The following is a 17,474-nucleotide window of genomic DNA, read 5'->3' as shown; positions in this document are numbered from 1 at the left end:
GTCATTGTAACAAAAGCCTCATCAATACCAACGCTTAATTCCCGTACGGCTCATGCAGTAGTCGAAACGGCGGATTTTTTTGCTGCTGATGCCAGAGGCTGCTCACCGCCGGGCCTCCGGCGCTGACAATGGCGTGCCGGAAGGCTTCGCTGCTCAGGTTCTGGCGCAGCAAATACATGCTTTCCAGTAATGGATAGTCGATCCCGGAAATCACTTCACAGTGGGTGTGCTTATGGCTCAGCAGCGCCGCCACGCGATAAGGCGCCGCGCCGGTTTTATCGGTCAGAAAAATGACCCCGTCTCCGCCGTCCGTCTCGTGCAGCGCGTCGCACATCATGCGGCTCAGCATATTGCTGCTGAGATTACGCCAGTAGTTGACCGCCCGACACTGCGTCAGCGGCCCAAACTTTTTCTCCAGACGATCCAGCATCTCCTGCGCCAGTTCGTCATGACAGGTAATCACCCAACCTAACATCGCCCACCTCCTTAGCAGGCAAACAATGTAGCAAGGGAAGAGATGAATATCGGTGATGACAATCAAAATTGTTTGCCGGCGCTTCGCTGAACGGGGCAGCGAAGCGCCGTGGTTGACTAAATTAGCTGCGAAGCCCGCGTCCGCGCTGGATCAGATACCAGCACAAGAGATAAAACGCGACGATAAACACCACCAGCACGCCGAAGGTGGTGGCGAGCGGAACATCGTTAATGCCGAGGAAACCGTAGCGGAAACCGCTGATCATGTAGACGATCGGGTTCAGATGCGACAGCCCTTGCCAGAACGGCGGCAGCAGGGTCAGCGAATAAAAAACCCCGCCGAGATAGGTCAGCGGCGTCAGCACGAAGGTCGGAATAAGGCTGATATCGTCAAAGGTTTTGGCAAACACCGCATTCAGCAGACCGGCCAGCGAAAATAGCACGGCGGTCAGCACCAGGGTCAGGGCGACGAATATCCATGAGTGAACCTGGAACGGTACGAAAAACAGCGAAATCGCCGTCACCAGAATCCCGACGCACAGACCGCGGGCAACGCCGCCGCCCACATAGCCGGCGATAACCACGTGGGTGGGAACCGGCGCGACCAGCAGTTCTTCAATATTGCGCTGAAATTTCGCGCTGAAGAAGGAGGACGCCACGTTGGCGTAGGCGTTGGTGATCACCGCCATCATAATCAGGCCCGGCACGATAAACTGCATATAGGTGAAACCGTGCATTTCACCGATGCGCGAGCCGATCAGATTGCCGAAAATAACAAAGTAGAGGGTCATGGTTATGACCGGCGGCACCAGCGTCTGGATCCAGATACGCATAAAGCGGTGGATCTCTTTGGTCCAGATGCTTTTCAGCGCGACCCAATAAAGCTGCATCATGCTGATTCTCCTTTCCGGTCATGGACCAGCGTGACAAACAGCTCTTCCAGACGGTTAGCTTTGTTACGCATACTTAATACCTGTACGCCCTGCGCGCTTAACTGAGTAAATACGCTGTTAATCCCCTGCTCACGCAGCACCTCAACCTCCAGCGTCGACGTATCAACCAGACGATACTGATAGCCTTCCAGTACCGGTAATGGACTCTTAGGTGCCAGATCGAGAATAAAGGTTTCCGATTTCAGTTTGGAAAGCAGTGACTTCATCGAGGTGTTTTCCACCAGCTCACCGTTCTGAATAATGCCAATATTGCGACACAGCATCTCGGCCTCTTCCAGATAGTGGGTAGTGAGGATAATCGTCGTGCCTTTATCGTTGAGATCTTTCAGGAAGCCCCACATCGAACGACGCAGCTCGATATCCACCCCCGCCGTGGGCTCATCAAGAATCAGCAGCTTCGGCTCGTGCATCAACGCGCGGGCAATCATCAGGCGGCGCTTCATGCCGCCGGAGAGCATCCGCGCGCGTTCGTTGCGTTTTTCCCAAAGATCGAGCTGTTTAAGGTACTTTTCGCTACGGGCGATCGCTTCTTTGCGCTCGACGCCGTAGTAGCCCGCCTGGTGAATCACAATCTGCTGCACGGTTTCGAACGGGTTAAAGTTGAACTCCTGCGGCACCAGGCCGAGCTGGCGCTTGGCGTTCACCACATCCTTTTGCAGGTCATAGCCAAACACGTTGACCTCGCCGGAGGTTTTATTCACCAGCGAACTGATAATGCCGATAGTGGTGGATTTTCCCGCGCCGTTTGGCCCCAGGAGCGCGTAAAAATCGCCCGCCTCAACCTGCAGATCGATTCCGCGCAGCGCCTGAACCCCGCCGGGGTAGGTTTTTTTAAGCTGTTTTAGTTCCAGAGCAATGGTCATTAAATGTCTCTTCTCGTGTCGTGACACGCGATGGGTTGTTTTAAAAAATGTGAGGTTAACCTATATTAGCGCAACGCACTTACTTGGTTACAGGCCCGTAAACATCCATGAACGATATAGATACACTCATCAGCAACAATGCACTATGGTCAAAAATGCTGGTGGAGGAAGACCCCGGTTTCTTTGAGAAACTGGCACAGGCGCAGAAGCCGCGCTTTCTGTGGATTGGATGTTCAGATAGCCGCGTCCCCGCTGAACGTTTGACCGGCCTGGAACCTGGCGAGCTGTTTGTACACCGTAACGTCGCCAACCTGGTGATTCATACCGATCTGAACTGTCTTTCCGTCGTGCAGTACGCAGTCGACGTACTGGAAGTTGAACACATCATCATCTGCGGCCACTACGGCTGCGGCGGCGTGCAGGCGGCGATTGAAAATACCGAGCTTGGCCTTATCGACAACTGGCTGCTGCATATTCGCGATATCTGGTTTAAGCACAGCTCGCTGCTGGGGGAAATGCCCGAAGAGCGCCGCCTTGATACGCTGTGTGAATTGAATGTGATGGAGCAGGTTTACAACCTTGGCCATTCAACGATTATGCAGTCGGCGTGGAAGCGTGGACAGAAGGTGACAATTCACGGCTGGGCCTACGGCATTCACGATGGCATGTTACGCGATCTGGACGTGACCGCCGTCAGCCGCGAAACGCTGGAGCAGCGCTATCGCCAGGGCATTTCCAACCTTAAAAGCAAGCACGTCAATCACAGATAATTCACGCGCCCCTCTTAACTATCCCGGATAAGCCGGGATAGACACTCCGCGTTACTCGTCCAGCAGCGTCACTTTGCCGATATACGGCAGGTGGCGATAGCGCTGAGCATAGTCGATACCGTACCCCACCACGAACTCGTCCGGGATCGCAAAACCGACAAACTCAACCGGCACCTTCACTTCGCGGCGGCTTGGCTTATCGAGCAGCGTACAAATCGCCAGCGATTTTGGTTCACGCAGGCTGAGGATTTCACGCACTTTTGACAGCGTATTGCCAGAGTCGATGATGTCTTCCACGATCAGCACATCTTTACCGCGGATATCTTCATCCAGGTCTTTGAGGATTTTGACGTCACGGGTGGTGGACATGCCGCTGCCGTAGCTCGAGGCGGTCATGAAATCCACTTCATGGGGTACCTGAACCTCACGGCACAGGTCGGCCATAAACATAAATGAACCGCGTAATAGCCCCACCAGCACCATTTCGCTGCCGCTATCTTTGTAATGTTCATTAATTTGACGACCGAGCTCAGCGATACGGGCTTTGATCTCAGTTTCCGGGATCATCACTTCTACAGTATGTTTCATAAAACTAACCATTTGATTCTTAATGTAAATCATCAAAGCCGCTGCGATTGCACCGACGTTGACCGGCAAGCCACGCAGTATACCAGTAAAAAGAAATATGCGATGCAGTGATTAATAAAGCCCATTTTGTGATTCCGATCACACTTGTTAAATCCTATAATTAATTGCAGTTAAAAAATTAACAAACAAACGAGTGTCCTTCTATGGCAGAAACAAAATCTCAACAATCACGGCTACTCGTGACGCTGACGGCTCTTTTTGCAGCGTTCTGTGGCCTGTATCTTTTAGCGGGCGGGGCCTGGCTGGTCGCTCTTGGCGGCTCATGGTACTACCCTGTCGCAGGCCTGGTCATGCTTGGCGTCACAGTCCTGCTGTTCCGCGGCAAGCGTTCTGCGCTTTGGCTGTACGCCGCGCTGCTGCTTGCCACTATGATCTGGGGAGTATGGGAAGTTGGTTTCGACTTCTGGGCGCTGACCCCGCGTAGCGACATTCTGGTCTTCTTCGGCATCTGGCTTATCCTGCCGTTTGTCTGGCGCCGCCTGCCGATTCCCTCCTCTGGCGCCGTTGCCGGGCTGGTTGTCGCCCTGCTGATTAGCGGCGGTATCCTGACCTGGGCCGGCTTCAACGACCCGCAGGAAGTCAACGGTACGCTGAGCGCTGATGCAACGCCAGCGGCCCCCATCTCCGACGTAGCCGATGGTGACTGGTCGGCGTATGGCCGCAATCAGGAAGGCCAGCGCTACTCGCCGCTGAAGCAGATCAACGCCGATAACGTGAAGAACCTGAAAGAAGCTTGGGTCTTCCGTACGGGCGATCTCAAGCAGCCTAACGATCCGGGTGAAATCACCAATGAAGTCACGCCGATTAAAGTGGGCGACACGCTTTATCTGTGTACCGCTCATCAGCGCCTGTTCGCGCTTGACGCGGCCACCGGTAAAGAAAAGTGGCATTTCGATCCGCAGCTCAACGCTGACCCCTCTTTCCAGCACGTGACCTGTCGCGGCGTTTCATATCATGAAGCCAAAGCGGATAACGCGCCGGCGGATGTGGTTGCCGACTGCCCGCGTCGGATCATTCTTCCGGTCAACGATGGTCGTCTGTTCGCCCTCAATGCCGAAACCGGTAAGCTGTGTGAGTCCTTTGCTAATAAAGGCATTCTCAATCTGCAAACCAACATGCCTGTCACTACGCCGGGTATGTATGAACCAACATCACCGCCGATTATTACCGACAAAACTATCGTCATTGCCGGCGCCGTGACCGATAACTTCTCCACCCGCGAGCCGTCGGGCGTTATCCGCGGCTTTGATGTGAATACCGGTAAACTGCTGTGGGCCTTTGACCCGGGCGCGAAAGATCCCAACGCGATTCCTGATGATGAACATCATTTCACGCTGAATTCACCAAACTCCTGGGCGCCTGCGGCCTATGACGCGAAGCTGGATCTGGTCTACCTGCCTATGGGCGTAACCACCCCGGATATCTGGGGCGGCAACCGTACGCCTGAACAAGAGCGCTATGCCAGCTCCATCGTGGCGCTGAACGCGACGACCGGTAAACTGGCGTGGAGCTACCAGACCGTTCACCACGATCTGTGGGATATGGATATGCCGTCGCAGCCGACGCTGGCGGATATCGACGTCAACGGTAAAACCGTGCCGGTGATTTACGCTCCGGCAAAAACCGGTAATATTTTTGTCCTCGATCGCCGCAACGGTGAACTGGTTGTCCCGGCGCCGGAAAAACCGGTTCCGCAAGGGGCGGCGAAAGGTGACTACGTCGCGAAAACTCAGCCGTTCTCCGACCTGAGCTTCCGTCCGAAGAAAGACCTGACCGGCGCGGACATGTGGGGCGCCACCATGTTCGACCAGCTGGTGTGCCGCGTTATCTTCCATCAGCTGCGCTACGAAGGGATTTTCACCCCGCCGTCAGAACAAGGCACGCTGGTATTCCCGGGTAACCTGGGGATGTTCGAATGGGGCGGCATCTCCGTCGATCCGAACCGCCAGGTGGCGATTGCTAACCCAATGGCGCTGCCGTTTGTCTCAAAACTGATCCCTCGCGGCCCAGGTAACCCGATGGAGCAGCCAAAAGACGCCAAGGGTTCCGGTACCGAAGCCGGTATTCAGCCACAGTACGGTGTCCCTTACGGCGTTACGCTTAATCCGTTCCTGTCACCGTTTGGTCTGCCCTGCAAACAGCCAGCCTGGGGCTATATCTCCGCGCTGGATCTGAAAACCAACGAAGTGGTGTGGAAAAAACGTATCGGTACGCCGCAGGATAGCCTGCCGTTCCCGATGCCGATTAAGCTCCCGTTCACAATGGGTATGCCGATGCTGGGCGGTCCAATTTCGACGGCCGGCAATGTGCTGTTTATCGGCGCGACCGCGGATAACTACCTGCGCGCGTACAATATGAGCAACGGTGAAAAATTATGGCAGGCACGTCTGCCGGCGGGCGGCCAGGCGACGCCGATGACCTATGAAGTGAATGGCAAGCAGTACGTTGTCATCTCTGCGGGCGGTCACGGTTCGTTTGGCACGAAGATGGGCGACTATATCGTCGCTTATGCTTTACCGGACGACGCGAAGTAAAAAACAGAAGGCCCGGTTTCCGGGCCTTCTCCCTATGGTACATCTCTCTCTTTTCTATCGAAGCAAGCCACACGCCTCGCCCTTAGACGGGAAGCGAATTCTACACCGTAAATCCCAGCATCATTCCCGTATCTTCATGCTCCAGCAGATGGCAGTGCGCCATATAGGCATGTTCTTTCGGCGCATCGTGATCAAATTTCACCAGTACTTCACTGACATCGCCTTCAACCCTGACGGTATCTTTCCAGCCGCTCCTGTGGGGTGCCGGCGCTTTACCGTTTTCGGACAAAATACGGAACTGAGTGCCGTGAATATGGAACGGATGCAGCATCATGTCGCCTTTGCCAGAAATCACCCACCGCTCATACTGCCCTTTCGCCGCCGCAAACAGGGGAACATTCATATCAAAGGCTTTACCGTTGATCCGATTCGCATTATGGAAATCAAACTCCTTATTACCGTGCTTCATCTGCGCCGTGCCGCCATGATTCATGCTTCCCATGTCACCGTGGTTCATATTGTTCATATTCCCCATCTCTCCGTGATTCATCATCATGCCATGGTCCATGCCGGACATGGCCTGGTCGCCATATTTTTGCATCAGCGCCTGCATGCCCATCATATCGAGCATCGGATCCATCGAGAGCTGCAAAGTACGCTGAGTCAGGCCCTGAAGCGAGGGCAGCGCTGGCATAGCGGCCAGCACATCCGGCAGCTTACCGGAAGCCTGGATAGTCAGCGGCTGCACGCGTAACACTGGCTGCGGCCGATCAAACGGAGCGATCGCCATCCCCATCTGGTTGACCGGGAGCGTAATTAAATCGAAGGGCTTCCCGTCAGTGGTATCCACCAGCACTTCGAAACGCTCGCCCATCAGCACCGGCAGCGCGTTAACTTTCACCGGCTCAGCCAAGAGACCACCATCGCTTGCCACGACGTACATGGGCCGCTTATCGCTGGTGGCGAAATTCAAAGAACGCGCATTACAGCCGTTCAGCAGACGTAAACGTAGCCAGCCGCGAGGCGCAGCGTGCTCCGGGTACAGCGCGCCGTTAGTGAGCAGCGTATCACCAAACCAGCCCACGGCTGCGCTCATAATATCGAGCTGATAATCAATCTCTCCCGCTGAGGTGAATTTTTTATCCTGCACAATCACCGGGACATCATCAATTCCCCACTGCTTTGGCAGGAGCAGCTTTTCGCTTTCTGCATCAGAAATCAGCACCAGCCCTGCCAGCCCCATCGCGACCTGTCTGCCGGTTTTACCATGCTGATGGGGATGGAACCAGCAGGTCGCCGCCCGTTGCGTTGGGGTAAAGGTCACCGTGCGGGAGCCTCCGGCGGCAATCACGCCCTGGGGACCGCCGTCCACGGCGCCGGGAACCTCCAGACCGTGCCAGTGCACGGTGGTCTCCTCCGCCAGACGGTTATGAATGTCGATGGTCGCCTCCTCACCCTGCTTAAGCTGTAGGGCCGGTCCCAGCAGATTGCCGTTATAGCCCCAGGTGGTCGCCAGATGAGGGCCGAACTGCGTTTTTCCAGCCTGGATGATTAACGAGATGCGATTGCGCGCGTCGGCGGTAAGCAGTTCGGGTACAGGCAAAGATGGGCGACTGGCGGCAAAAACCGAGCGGCTCCATAGCGGCAATGCGCTGGCCACGCTGACCGCAGCGGTTAGTTTAAGAAACTCACGACGTTGCATTTTCACATCCTTTTTATTCTGCTGGTGAATAATTGAGCTTAAACCCTCCCCCAACAGGAAGGTCAAGCAGAAGAGTAAGAATAAAGCTCGGCGCACTGTAACGAAGTGTGCTAACTTTGTTTGTCCGTGATTCAATGGTAGAAAAAATGAAGACGCTTTTCAGAACAATAGTGCTTGGCAGCCTGCTGACTCTCTCCGCCAATAGCTATGCATTAAGCGAGTCCGAAGCGGAAGATATGGCTGATTTAACGGCAGTATTCGTCTTCCTGAAGAACGACTGCGGTTATCAAAATCTGCCTAACACGCAGATTCGCCGTGCCCTGGTCTTTTTTGCTCAGCAGAATCAATGGGATTTAAGCAATTACGACAGCTTCAATATGAAAGCGCTCGGCGAAGATAGCTACCGGGACCTTAGCGGAATCCAGATTCCCACCACTAAAAAATGCAAAGCGCTGGCCCGCGATTCGCTTAGCCTGCTCGCTTACGTGAAATAACCCCCTTCATTTCATAATACGGTAGCCGTGCGAATACGGCTATGACGCCGCATAATAATAGCAATTCAATTAACAACAGCACTTAATTTATATCTCAATTCATAGAATTCAATGATAATTCATTAAGCATTCAACATATTAATATATACCCTAAATAATTAGAGTTACTTGAAGGCGGCAAGGGGTAAGCGAGCGTAGCCAACGCATAAGCAGCGTGAAATATGACGGGTATAACTAATATTAAAAGTACGCCATCAAAAATCATAAACTCTATTATTGCATTCTTCTTTTTCGCACACTATTATCGCCCGATAACACCTCTTTTTATCAATGGAATGAAACCTTGAACAGATCCTTATTTACAAGCATAGCCCCTCTGGCCCTCATTTTATTAGCGGGTTGTAATTCAATACAACCCAGGCAATCCGCCGGATTAGTGAAACCCTTATCTGAGTCGACATTAAGCCAACAGCAAACCGAACAGCAGAGAATCGCCGATGAGCAAGCGCGTTTAGACACTTGCCGTAAAGCGCTGGAGTCGCTGAAAGAAGTGAACCCCAAACAGGCGGACAAACTCGGCAATGAGTTCACTGCCCTGCTTAGCGCGGCATCACAATATAATTCTGTGCGCAGTAAAGTGGCAGAACCGACAAAACAGGGGATCGATTCGATGTACCAGTTCAAATCAATCAAGCTGTGCGCTGATATTGAAAAGGAACTGATCGATAGCCTTGTTAAACGTGGTGAAAATGTTCAGCCATGAACGGGAAAATAGCCAAAAACTTCAATCCGGTATCGCTGGCAGCAGTTTTTGTGCTGGCGCTATCGCCGGATGCCTATGCGGAAAAAGACGCCCTTATCAGCGTCACGGCGAGCTCAAATAGCGATGCCTCAGGCCCGGCATTTTTAAATTATGCTAAAGAGCATCAGGCGCAAAAAATCAGCGAGCCGGTAAAGCCCGTTGAGGAGAAAAGCAATAATACAAAAACAACGAATAAAAAAAACGTCCTGAATACCCATGAAGTTTCCCGTCAGGCTGCAATCATTGCTCAAAAAGATAAACTCATCCGCCAACTTCGGCAGCAGCTTGATGCGAAGCCGGCCACGGTGAACGCCGAAGCAGACAACCAAAAAGCGCTGAAAGATAAAATTCAGCTGCTTGAGAAAAAGTTAGCGACTGCCGTAGCCGAAAAACAACAATTAATAGATAACGCGCTATCCGCCGCGGCTGAAATAAAACAGATCGAGGGCCAGCGTAATGCCACAGAAAATAAAACGCTGCAGCAGGAAAAAAGAGTGGCATTAGTAGAATCCGCGAAACAAAAAGTTGAGCTTCAGCTGGCTGAGGCAACCGCCGAAAAGCAATCCCTGCAGCAGAAGCTCGCGGCGCTGGAAACAGAAAAGCAAGATACGCTCTTAAAGCTGGCGGCGGCCGCAGCGGAGAAACAAGCGCTCACCGGTAAGTTCACGACAGAGGCGAAAGAGAGGCAAGCTCTCGCAACAAGGCTCGCTGCTGCAGAGGCAGCTCAGCAGGAAATGCTAACAAAACTCGCCGCGGCTGACGCCGCACAGCGGGCGCTGCAAACGAAACTGGATGCGTCTCAAACCGAGCAGAAAGCAGCGATAGCGAAGCTCAACGCCAGTGAAGCGGAAAAAACAGATTTAACGACAAAGCTGGCGGCCGCGGCAGTAGAAAAACAGGCGCTCACGGCTAAACTGGACGCCGTTATCATCAGTACGCCGCAGACGTCCCTTCAGGCGGATGCTGGCCGTCAGCAGGCCGGTCAGGACAACGCCCTACAGCAGGCCAGCGCCGATGAAATTACCCGGCTAAAGGCCAGGCTTGCTGACGCCAAGGCGAAAAAGCCGCTGGCTATCGACTTTGCAAAAGAGCCTCTGCGGCAGGCTTACGCTATCGGTGTATCGATGGGCGAGGAGGTGCTGCAGCTCTTATCTACCCGGGCATCTCAGGGCGTAAAAACCAGTAAAGATACCGTTTTACAGGGGATTATGGATTCTTTTTCAGGGGATATCGCCCTTGATGAGAAAGCGCGCAATAAAGCCTTATTCGATGTGTCTAAAAAAGTCTTTCAGAACCTAAAGAAGCTCGAACAGCAAACCCTTAGCGAAGGAAAGAAATATCAACAAAACTTCGCGAAGCAAAAAGGGGTGGTATTGAAAGACGGCATTTACAGTCGCATAGATTATGCCGGCAAGGGCAAGATTCTCGACAGCGATATCGTTACCGTCACTATCAAGGAAACGCTTACCGATGGAACCGTCATTAACGATATGGAAGCGGAGGGGAAAGTCTGGTCCCAGCCTCTGAAATCTTATCCTCCCATCTTCCTTGGGCCACTCAAGCGGCTGGGAAACCACGGAGCGATAACGGTCGTGATCCCTCCCAATCTCGCCTACGGCAGCGAAGGCAAACCGCCTAAAATTCCGCCGGGAGCGACCATGGTATATACCGTCAGAATCGTTGACGCCACTGCGGCAGAACCACAGGCTAAAAAACCCTGATCCTGGCGCCTCCCATGGGGGAGGCGCTTTCCCCTCTTTGTGAACGGGTAATGCCCCACGCTTCATTTGCTGAAATATCCACCGTGCATCATCTTCTATAGTTGGCTATGATGTTGCGCTCATTTTTGATGGGTGTAACAGGTGTTAACAAAGGAGGATCTGCCCGTGGCCGATAGCAATCTGTGGCATGAAACGCTGCACGACCATTTTGGTCAGTATTTCAGCGTTGATAACGTTCTGTATCATGAGAAAACCGATCATCAGGATTTAATTATTTTCGAAAACGCAGCCTTTGGCCGCGTGATGGCGCTGGACGGCGTGGTACAAACCACCGAACGTGATGAGTTTATCTACCATGAAATGATGACCCATGTTCCTCTGATGGCCCACGGCCAGGCGAAACATGTGTTAATTATCGGCGGCGGCGATGGCGCCATGCTGCGCGAAGTCTCCCGTCACCGCAGCGTCGAAACCATCACCATGGTAGAAATTGACGCTGGCGTGGTTTCATTCTGTCGCCAGTACCTCCCCAACCATAACGCGGGTGCGTACGACGACCCGCGCTTTACCCTGGTGATTGACGATGGCGTCAATTTTGTTAACCAGACGGCGCAAACGTTTGACGTCATTATCTCCGACTGCACCGATCCTATCGGTCCCGGCGAGAGCCTGTTTACTTCCGCCTTCTATGAAGGCTGCAAGCGCTGCCTCAACCCAGGCGGGATCTTCGTCGCTCAGAACGGCGTCAGCTTCCTGCAACAGGATGAGGCCGTCGATAGCCATCGCAAGCTCAGCCATTACTTTAGCGACGTAAGCTTCTATCAGGCGGCGATTCCCACCTACTACGGCGGCATCATGACCTTCGCATGGGCCACGGACAACGAAGCGCTGCGCCATCTTTCCAGTGAAATCATCCAGGCCCGTTTTCACAAGTCGAACCTGAAGTGCCGTTATTACAATCCGGCCATTCACGCGGCGGCATTTGCTTTACCGCAGTATTTACTGGATGCGCTATCCACCGTTAAGTAAGGAGGTGATCTAAATTGAAAAAATTGAAGCTGCACGGCTTTAACAATCTGACCAAAAGCCTGAGTTTTTGCATTTACGATATCTGCTACGCAAAAACGGCAGAGGAGCGCGATGGCTACATCGCCTATATTGACGAACTCTACAACGCCAACCGCCTGACGGAAATTTTGTCAGAGACCTGTTCGATTATCGGCGCCAATATTCTTAACATTGCCCGCCAGGATTATGAACCGCAGGGCGCCAGCGTGACGATCCTGGTCAGCGAAGAGCCTGTCGATCCGCAGCTTATCGATCAGACAGAACACCCGGGTCCGCTACCGGAAACCGTGGTGGCGCATCTCGATAAAAGCCATATCTGCGTTCACACCTATCCGGAAAGCCATCCTGAAGGCGGACTGTGCACCTTCCGCGCCGATATTGAAGTCTCAACCTGCGGGGTCATTTCACCGCTGAAGGCCCTGAACTATCTGATTCACCAGCTAGAATCCGATATCGTCACGATTGATTATCGCGTTCGCGGTTTTACCCGCGATGTGAACGGCATGAAGCACTTCATCGATCATGAAATTAACTCCATTCAGAACTTCATGTCCGAGGATATTAAGTCTTTGTATGACATGGTGGACGTGAACGTTTATCAGGAAAATATTTTCCATACCAAGATGTTGCTTAAGGAGTTCGACCTTAAGCACTATATGTTCCACACGAAGCCGGAAGATTTGAGCGAAGAGGAGCGTAAGGTGATTACCGACCTGCTCTGGAAAGAGATGCGCGAAATCTACTACGGACGCAATATCCCGAGCGTGTAACACCGTATCGGCTGGCGGTATCCTTAACGTTCAGGCTGTACCAGCGTAAGGGCAACGGACTGCGCTTTCAGCTCAGCCTGAACGGGAAGAGGCAACCCCCCATCGGTAATAATGTCAGTGAAGCGGCTCAGCGGAGCGACGTTGAACAGCGAGTGGGCGCCATATTTGCTGCTGTCGGCCAGTAAGATCTTACGCTGGGCGTTGGCAATGATCTCCTGCTTCAGCCCCGCCTTTTCTTCCGTCGGCGTCGTCACGCCCTTTTCCACGCTCCAGCTGTTACAGCTCATAAAAGCGATATCGGGATAGACGCTACGTAACATCTTACGACCAAACTCGCCGATACAGGACTGGCTGCTGTCATCAATGCGGCCACCGACGATGGTCACTTCTATCTGGCGGAATTCGGATAAAAACAGAGCGATATGCAGATCGACTGTGATCACCCTGAGCGGAAGATGGGTCAGGCATTTTGCCAGCTCCAGCATGGTGGTGCCGGCGTCCAGTACCACCGCGTCGCCCGCCTGCACCATCGAGGCGGCAAAACGCGCAATCGCCCGCTTTTCCGCAGGCGATCGTAGCTGCTTTTCATTGGTGGTAGGCTGAGAAGGCTCAAAGCGCCGCAGGGCAACACCGCCGTGGCTGCGGCTGATCACGCCCTGCTCATCCAGTTTGATCAGATCGCGTCGTATCGTTGCAGGCGATGCTTCTACCGCATCCACCAGCTGTTCCACGGTCACCAGCGTATGATTTTTCAAATACGCCACAATCTTATCCAGACGGTGTTGTCCTTTCATAACAGGAAATTACGCCAGTTGCATTGCCAGTTTAATCGATACGGCCATGCTCTCAGATTTTGCTTTTCCCGTCCAGGCTATATCAAACGCGGTGCCGTGATCGGCAGAGGTGCGGATGAACGGCAGACCCGCGGTGATATTCACCCCATCGTAGAAGCCAAGCAGTTTGAGCGGAATATGTCCCTGATCGTGGTACATCGCCACCACCATGTCATATTGCCCCTCGTATGCCTGTAGAAACACGGTGTCCGGCGGGCAGGGCCCATAAACATCGATTCCCTTCGCTTTCATGTTTTCAATGGCCGGCGACACAATGCGTATTTCTTCATCGCCAAACAGACCGTTTTCGCCCGCATGGGGATTGACCCCGGCAACGGCAATGCGCGGCTGGGTGAAGCCGACGCGTTTCAGGAAGCGATCCGCGATGCCGATGACCGTCTCCACGCGCTGGCCATTAAGCGTATCGAGGAACTTACGCAACGCAATGTGGGTCGAGACATGAATGACCTTCAGCTTGTCGGTGTAGAGCACCATGGCGTAATCGCGGCTTTCAGTCAGCGTCGCCAGCAGCTCGGTATGACCAGGATAATTGTGCCCGGCCAGATGAAGCGCTTCTTTATTCAGCGGTGCGGTCGCGATGGCGTGTACGTCGCCTTTCATCGCCAGCGCCGTCGCCCGCTTCACGCAGCGGTAGGCCAGATCGCCCGCCTGGGCCTGCACTTTACCCGGCTCCAGCGCGTCCGGCTGGGCCAGCGGCTCGTCGATGACATGAATCACGCCAGGAGCAAATCGCGCCTCCGCGACCTCGGCGATCGCGCGAAAGGTAACGCCTTCCGCCAGCCCTTTGTCCTGCAGACGTTTCAGGGTTTTCAGACACCCGACCACCACCAGCGGCGCGCCGTTGAGCTCGTCTTCACAAAGCGCTTTGACAATAATTTCCGGACCGATGCCCGCCGGGTCGCCCATCGTAATCGCAATTGTTTTAGTTACCACTGTACATCTCCTCAATAAAATAAAGCGCATCACAAAGGGTGCTGTCTGAACCGAATCCGCCGGCTTTAGTGATAACCGGCAGATCGTCGATTTCACTGTTAACGAACGTCCCGCAGGGAATACAGGGTGCCACCTCACTCTGAATGCGATAGCCTTCCGCCCCGAGCGCGGCGGCGACCGCGGTGGCGATATCTCCTCCGGTCAGGAACAGCCCGCCAATACGAGCCTGTTCGATAATGCGCAGCGTAATCATCCCGAGGCGTTCGCTAAGCATCTCACCGAGCTGCTGGCGGCTCAGGCCAGCCTGAGCGCACAGGCCGTCGATCATCTGCCGATCGTCCGCACTCCGGCTGGTACGTAAAATGGTGTGCTGCTGGCGACTGAGCAGCGCACAGGCCTGTTCAACCGCCGCGGCCATTTCCTGCTCGTACTGCGCCGAGGCCAGCCGCGAGGCGTCAATATCCACGACGCTGGCGCGCGCCTGGCAGAGCGCTTTTTCAACCTGCCGCCGCGTGGCCTCGCTCATCGATCCGGCCACCACCAGTACCGGTAGTTCCTGCTTTTCCTGCATGAAGGTGCTGACCGGTAGCGCGTTCGCCAGCCCGGCAGCGCCCACCAACAGCGGCATCTCCTTTTGTTCACAAATAGCCTGGGCAATCAGCAACAGATCGCGATCTTCCACGGCATCCACCACCACCAAGCACTCACCCTCGGCGGAAAAAGCCGTCAACAGGGCGCTCAATTGCCCCCGACGAACGTCTTCGAGCGACACTTCATGAACCGGGATATCGCTTTGCAGGGCGATCAACGTCGCAATTCGCGAGGAGATAATGGGCGTTTTCGGATCGCTGGCGAATTCGGTTTCCAGCAGTGGCGTACCGTTGACCAGGCATAATCCGTCGCGGGTGGTGCGCCCGGCTGCGGGGATAGCCGCCGCAATTACGGCCAGCTTCCGGTTTGCAGCACGCATTGCCGCCGTCACTTCAGCCCCCACGTTGCCGCGGAAAGTAGAGTCGATTTTCTTGTAAACCAGCGGACGCGCATCACCATCGCACCACGGCGCTAACGCCTGCGCTACCGCTTTCCCGGCCTCAGCTGCAGGCATCGCGCGGCTTTCGGTGTTGATCACCAGCACATCAGCGCGACGCGAAGGTTTTTGATCCGGCGTTAGCATCACTTCCGTGCGCGCCCCCTTCTTTGCCAGCTGCACGCCGGTATCGTTAGAACCCGTAAAGTCGTCGGCGATAACGATCATTTTCATGCTTTTTTCTCCTCTGCAACCTGACGCGCTTGCTTCTTAGCCACCCATGAGGTGAGGACCGGCGTCAGAATCGCGGTGGTGATCACCGATGCGGCAATCAGCGGCGCGGCCGCGGCGGCAACCTCTGCCAGAGAGGGATCGGCCTGGGCAATCGCCAGCGGCGTCGCCACGGCGTTTCCGGCGGTACTGGACGCCGCCGCGCCGGCAATCCCGGTTCCGCCCACCAGACGGTCGGCACGAATGTTAAAGAAACCGCCGATAAAGGTCGTCAGCACGCCGAGCAGAATGCCCGCCAGACCGCCCTGTAGCAGCATTTCAAGGTTGATCCCTGCGCCCAACGCAAAAGCGAAGAACGGAATCAATAGCGGGCCGCCTTTGGTCAGGAAGTCGCGCATGTTGGGATCGAGGTTACCCAGGATCATTCCCACCACCAGCGGCACCAGCACGGCGACCAGCGCCATAATGGGAATGTTGGCCATCCCCGCCGCGCCCAGCGCGATCATCGTAAAGAATGGCCCGTCATTCAGTGACAGGATGGAGATCGCTCCCACATCACGCTCGTTACCAAACTCGCCAACCAGCGCGGCGTAAAGCCCGCCATTCGAGTTACTCATCGCGGCGATGATCGCCACGCCGCTTAAGCCGAAGATCCCTTCAGCGCCAAAGAGCTGTTCCACGCCGAGGCCAATCGCAATGGCGATCAGGAGTTTGGTCAGCGTAATGGTACCGCCCTGCAACAGAGCCTGTGGCGCTGCCTTGACGCTAATTCCCGCTCCCATACAGAGCAGGAAGGCGCCAATCAGCGGCGCTGCGCCGTTTTTAAACAGCGCGGTGGTGAACCCGCCGATCTCAAGCGCTTGCGGGGCAAAGGTATTGATAATGGCGCCGATCACCAGTGGCACAACCATCATGCCGCCAGGTACACGTTCTATAGCCTTTTTGATGTTCATGGTCTTCCCGCCTGTTGTTATGCTGTGATTAAATAAAATCATAAAGATTATATTCAATCAAATAAACTTCACAAACGCGCCAGATCACAGTTTTAAAATGATTAATAAAAATCAAACCAGGCCATTAAGGCTAAAAAAAAGCCGGACATAACTGTCCGGCCGTGGAAATGATTAACGTTGCTCAGGATTGACCTACAAATTTTCGATAGGCGTTGACGACCTGAAGAAAGTCTTCCACGCCGCATAGCGAGAGGCTTTCTTCGTCATAGTAGCTCATCCCCTCTTCTATCTCATCGCCGGAAAAATCCAGTTGGTTAGCGCGGATCATCACTTCTTCGCCGTCCAGCCATAGCGTGTATTCATGGCCGACGCGTTGCCAGGAACGTTCACTGCCTTTAACGGTGCGCGCGGCCTGCTCGACTTCGTCCAGCAGGGCAAGGTTATCTTTAACCTCTTCGTTGAACCAGTGGCCGATCGCCTCATGATCCATCGACATTCGCACCTTTACCACTCCGGTAATATCGCGCAGAAATTCGTAATCCATAGTCTTTTCCTCTGCAAGGGCAGTGCGTCACCGCTGCACTGTACCCATACAGTCATTATCGCAGCAGTGGAAGAGAAAAAAAGCGTGGTAGACGGAGGGACGGGAAATAAAAATGCCCGGTGACGCAAAGTTC

Annotated in this window: 17 protein-coding genes; 7 read left to right on the top strand and 10 right to left on the bottom strand. The window is 54.2% G+C overall.

Translation table 11 applies throughout. The features are described 5' to 3' along the window. Positions 1–34 precede the first annotated feature (34 nt). From ABLV30_RS02845 to ABLV30_RS02835, 3 genes are all read right to left on the bottom strand, one after another. Entirely contained in the window at positions 35–475 is a 441-nt protein-coding gene (locus ABLV30_RS02845; RefSeq protein WP_025106511.1) for a PTS sugar transporter subunit IIA, read from the bottom strand. Positions 476–596: 121 nt separating this feature from the next. Continuing rightward, the gene (locus ABLV30_RS02840) at positions 597–1,367 is read right to left on the bottom strand and encodes an ABC transporter permease (RefSeq protein WP_004098668.1); all 771 of its coding nucleotides are present in this window, start codon (positions 1,365–1,367) and stop codon (positions 597–599) included. Continuing rightward, entirely contained in the window at positions 1,364–2,290 is a 927-nt protein-coding gene (locus ABLV30_RS02835) for an ABC transporter ATP-binding protein (protein WP_004098667.1), read from the bottom strand. The genes ABLV30_RS02840 and ABLV30_RS02835 overlap by 4 nt, the downstream gene beginning before the upstream one ends. A gap of 107 nt (positions 2,291–2,397) precedes the next feature. On the opposite strand from ABLV30_RS02835, the gene can reads away from it, so the two are divergent. Continuing rightward, positions 2,398–3,060, top strand: a complete 663-nt coding sequence (can, locus tag ABLV30_RS02830; protein ID WP_004098666.1) for a carbonate dehydratase — start codon at positions 2,398–2,400, stop codon at positions 3,058–3,060. Positions 3,061–3,111: 51 nt separating this feature from the next. Here the strand turns inward: can and hpt are convergent, their stop codons facing one another. After that, a complete protein-coding gene (gene hpt / locus ABLV30_RS02825) occupies positions 3,112–3,648 on the bottom strand; it encodes a hypoxanthine phosphoribosyltransferase (RefSeq protein ID WP_014227950.1) in 537 nt (178 codons plus the stop codon). Positions 3,649–3,851: 203 nt separating this feature from the next. Between hpt and ABLV30_RS02820 the strand changes: the two genes are divergently transcribed. After that, positions 3,852–6,242: a glucose/quinate/shikimate family membrane-bound PQQ-dependent dehydrogenase gene (locus tag ABLV30_RS02820; RefSeq protein WP_202019293.1), complete on the top strand. Its 2,391-nt coding sequence runs from the start codon at positions 3,852–3,854 to the stop codon at positions 6,240–6,242. 100 nt (positions 6,243–6,342) lie between these two features. On the opposite strand, the gene cueO is transcribed toward ABLV30_RS02820, so the two are convergent. After that, a complete protein-coding gene (gene cueO / locus ABLV30_RS02815) occupies positions 6,343–7,944 on the bottom strand; it encodes a multicopper oxidase CueO (protein WP_014227948.1) in 1,602 nt (533 codons plus the stop codon). Between the two features lie 146 nt (positions 7,945–8,090). Here cueO and ABLV30_RS02810 point away from each other — a divergent pair, with 146 nt between their 5' ends. The 5 genes from ABLV30_RS02810 to speD all read left to right on the top strand — a co-directional run bounded on the left by ABLV30_RS02810 (position 8,091) and on the right by speD (position 12,799). Continuing rightward, positions 8,091–8,438, top strand: a complete 348-nt coding sequence (locus ABLV30_RS02810; protein WP_014227947.1) for a YacC family pilotin-like protein — start codon at positions 8,091–8,093, stop codon at positions 8,436–8,438. 343 nt (positions 8,439–8,781) lie between these two features. Then, a complete protein-coding gene (locus tag ABLV30_RS02805) occupies positions 8,782–9,201 on the top strand; it encodes a hypothetical protein (RefSeq protein ID WP_025106509.1) in 420 nt (139 codons plus the stop codon). Beyond that, the gene (locus ABLV30_RS02800; protein WP_224261890.1) at positions 9,198–10,961 is read left to right on the top strand and encodes an FKBP-type peptidyl-prolyl cis-trans isomerase N-terminal domain-containing protein; all 1,764 of its coding nucleotides are present in this window, start codon (positions 9,198–9,200) and stop codon (positions 10,959–10,961) included. The genes ABLV30_RS02805 and ABLV30_RS02800 overlap by 4 nt, the downstream gene beginning before the upstream one ends. 165 nt (positions 10,962–11,126) lie before the next feature. Next, entirely contained in the window at positions 11,127–11,990 is an 864-nt protein-coding gene (speE, locus tag ABLV30_RS02795) for a polyamine aminopropyltransferase (RefSeq protein ID WP_004098658.1), read from the top strand. A 14-nt stretch (positions 11,991–12,004) separates the two neighbouring features. Continuing rightward, positions 12,005–12,799: an adenosylmethionine decarboxylase gene (gene speD / locus ABLV30_RS02790; protein ID WP_004098656.1), complete on the top strand. Its 795-nt coding sequence runs from the start codon at positions 12,005–12,007 to the stop codon at positions 12,797–12,799. Between the two features lie 23 nt (positions 12,800–12,822). Here speD and ABLV30_RS02785 read toward each other — a convergent pair whose 3' ends face one another. The 5 genes from ABLV30_RS02785 to yacL form a co-directional block, all read right to left on the bottom strand. Further along, a complete protein-coding gene (locus ABLV30_RS02785) occupies positions 12,823–13,593 on the bottom strand; it encodes a DeoR/GlpR family DNA-binding transcription regulator (RefSeq protein ID WP_032748007.1) in 771 nt (256 codons plus the stop codon). Between the two features lie 9 nt (positions 13,594–13,602). Beyond that, positions 13,603–14,586, bottom strand: coding sequence for a D-threonate 4-phosphate dehydrogenase (locus ABLV30_RS02780; protein WP_014227943.1), 984 nt, complete (start codon positions 14,584–14,586; stop codon positions 13,603–13,605). Further along, positions 14,576–15,847, bottom strand: coding sequence for a D-threonate kinase (locus ABLV30_RS02775; RefSeq protein WP_348865518.1), 1,272 nt, complete (start codon positions 15,845–15,847; stop codon positions 14,576–14,578). Before ABLV30_RS02775 ends, ABLV30_RS02780 begins: the two co-directional genes overlap by 11 nt. Beyond that, positions 15,844–16,797 carry a 2-keto-3-deoxygluconate permease 1 gene (locus ABLV30_RS02770; RefSeq protein ID WP_025106505.1) on the bottom strand — a complete coding sequence of 318 codons (954 nt, stop codon included), beginning with the start codon at positions 16,795–16,797 and terminating at the stop codon, positions 15,844–15,846. Before ABLV30_RS02770 ends, ABLV30_RS02775 begins: the two co-directional genes overlap by 4 nt. 181 nt (positions 16,798–16,978) lie before the next feature. Then, positions 16,979–17,341, bottom strand: a complete 363-nt coding sequence (gene yacL, locus ABLV30_RS02765; RefSeq protein ID WP_004098646.1) for a protein YacL — start codon at positions 17,339–17,341, stop codon at positions 16,979–16,981. Positions 17,342–17,474 lie beyond the last annotated feature (133 nt).

The sequence above is a fragment of the Klebsiella sp. CN_Kp113 genome (assembly GCF_040064585.1).
Lineage (GTDB): Bacteria > Pseudomonadota > Gammaproteobacteria > Enterobacterales > Enterobacteriaceae > Klebsiella > Klebsiella michiganensis.
This window is presented reverse-complemented; position numbering and strand designations above follow the sequence as displayed.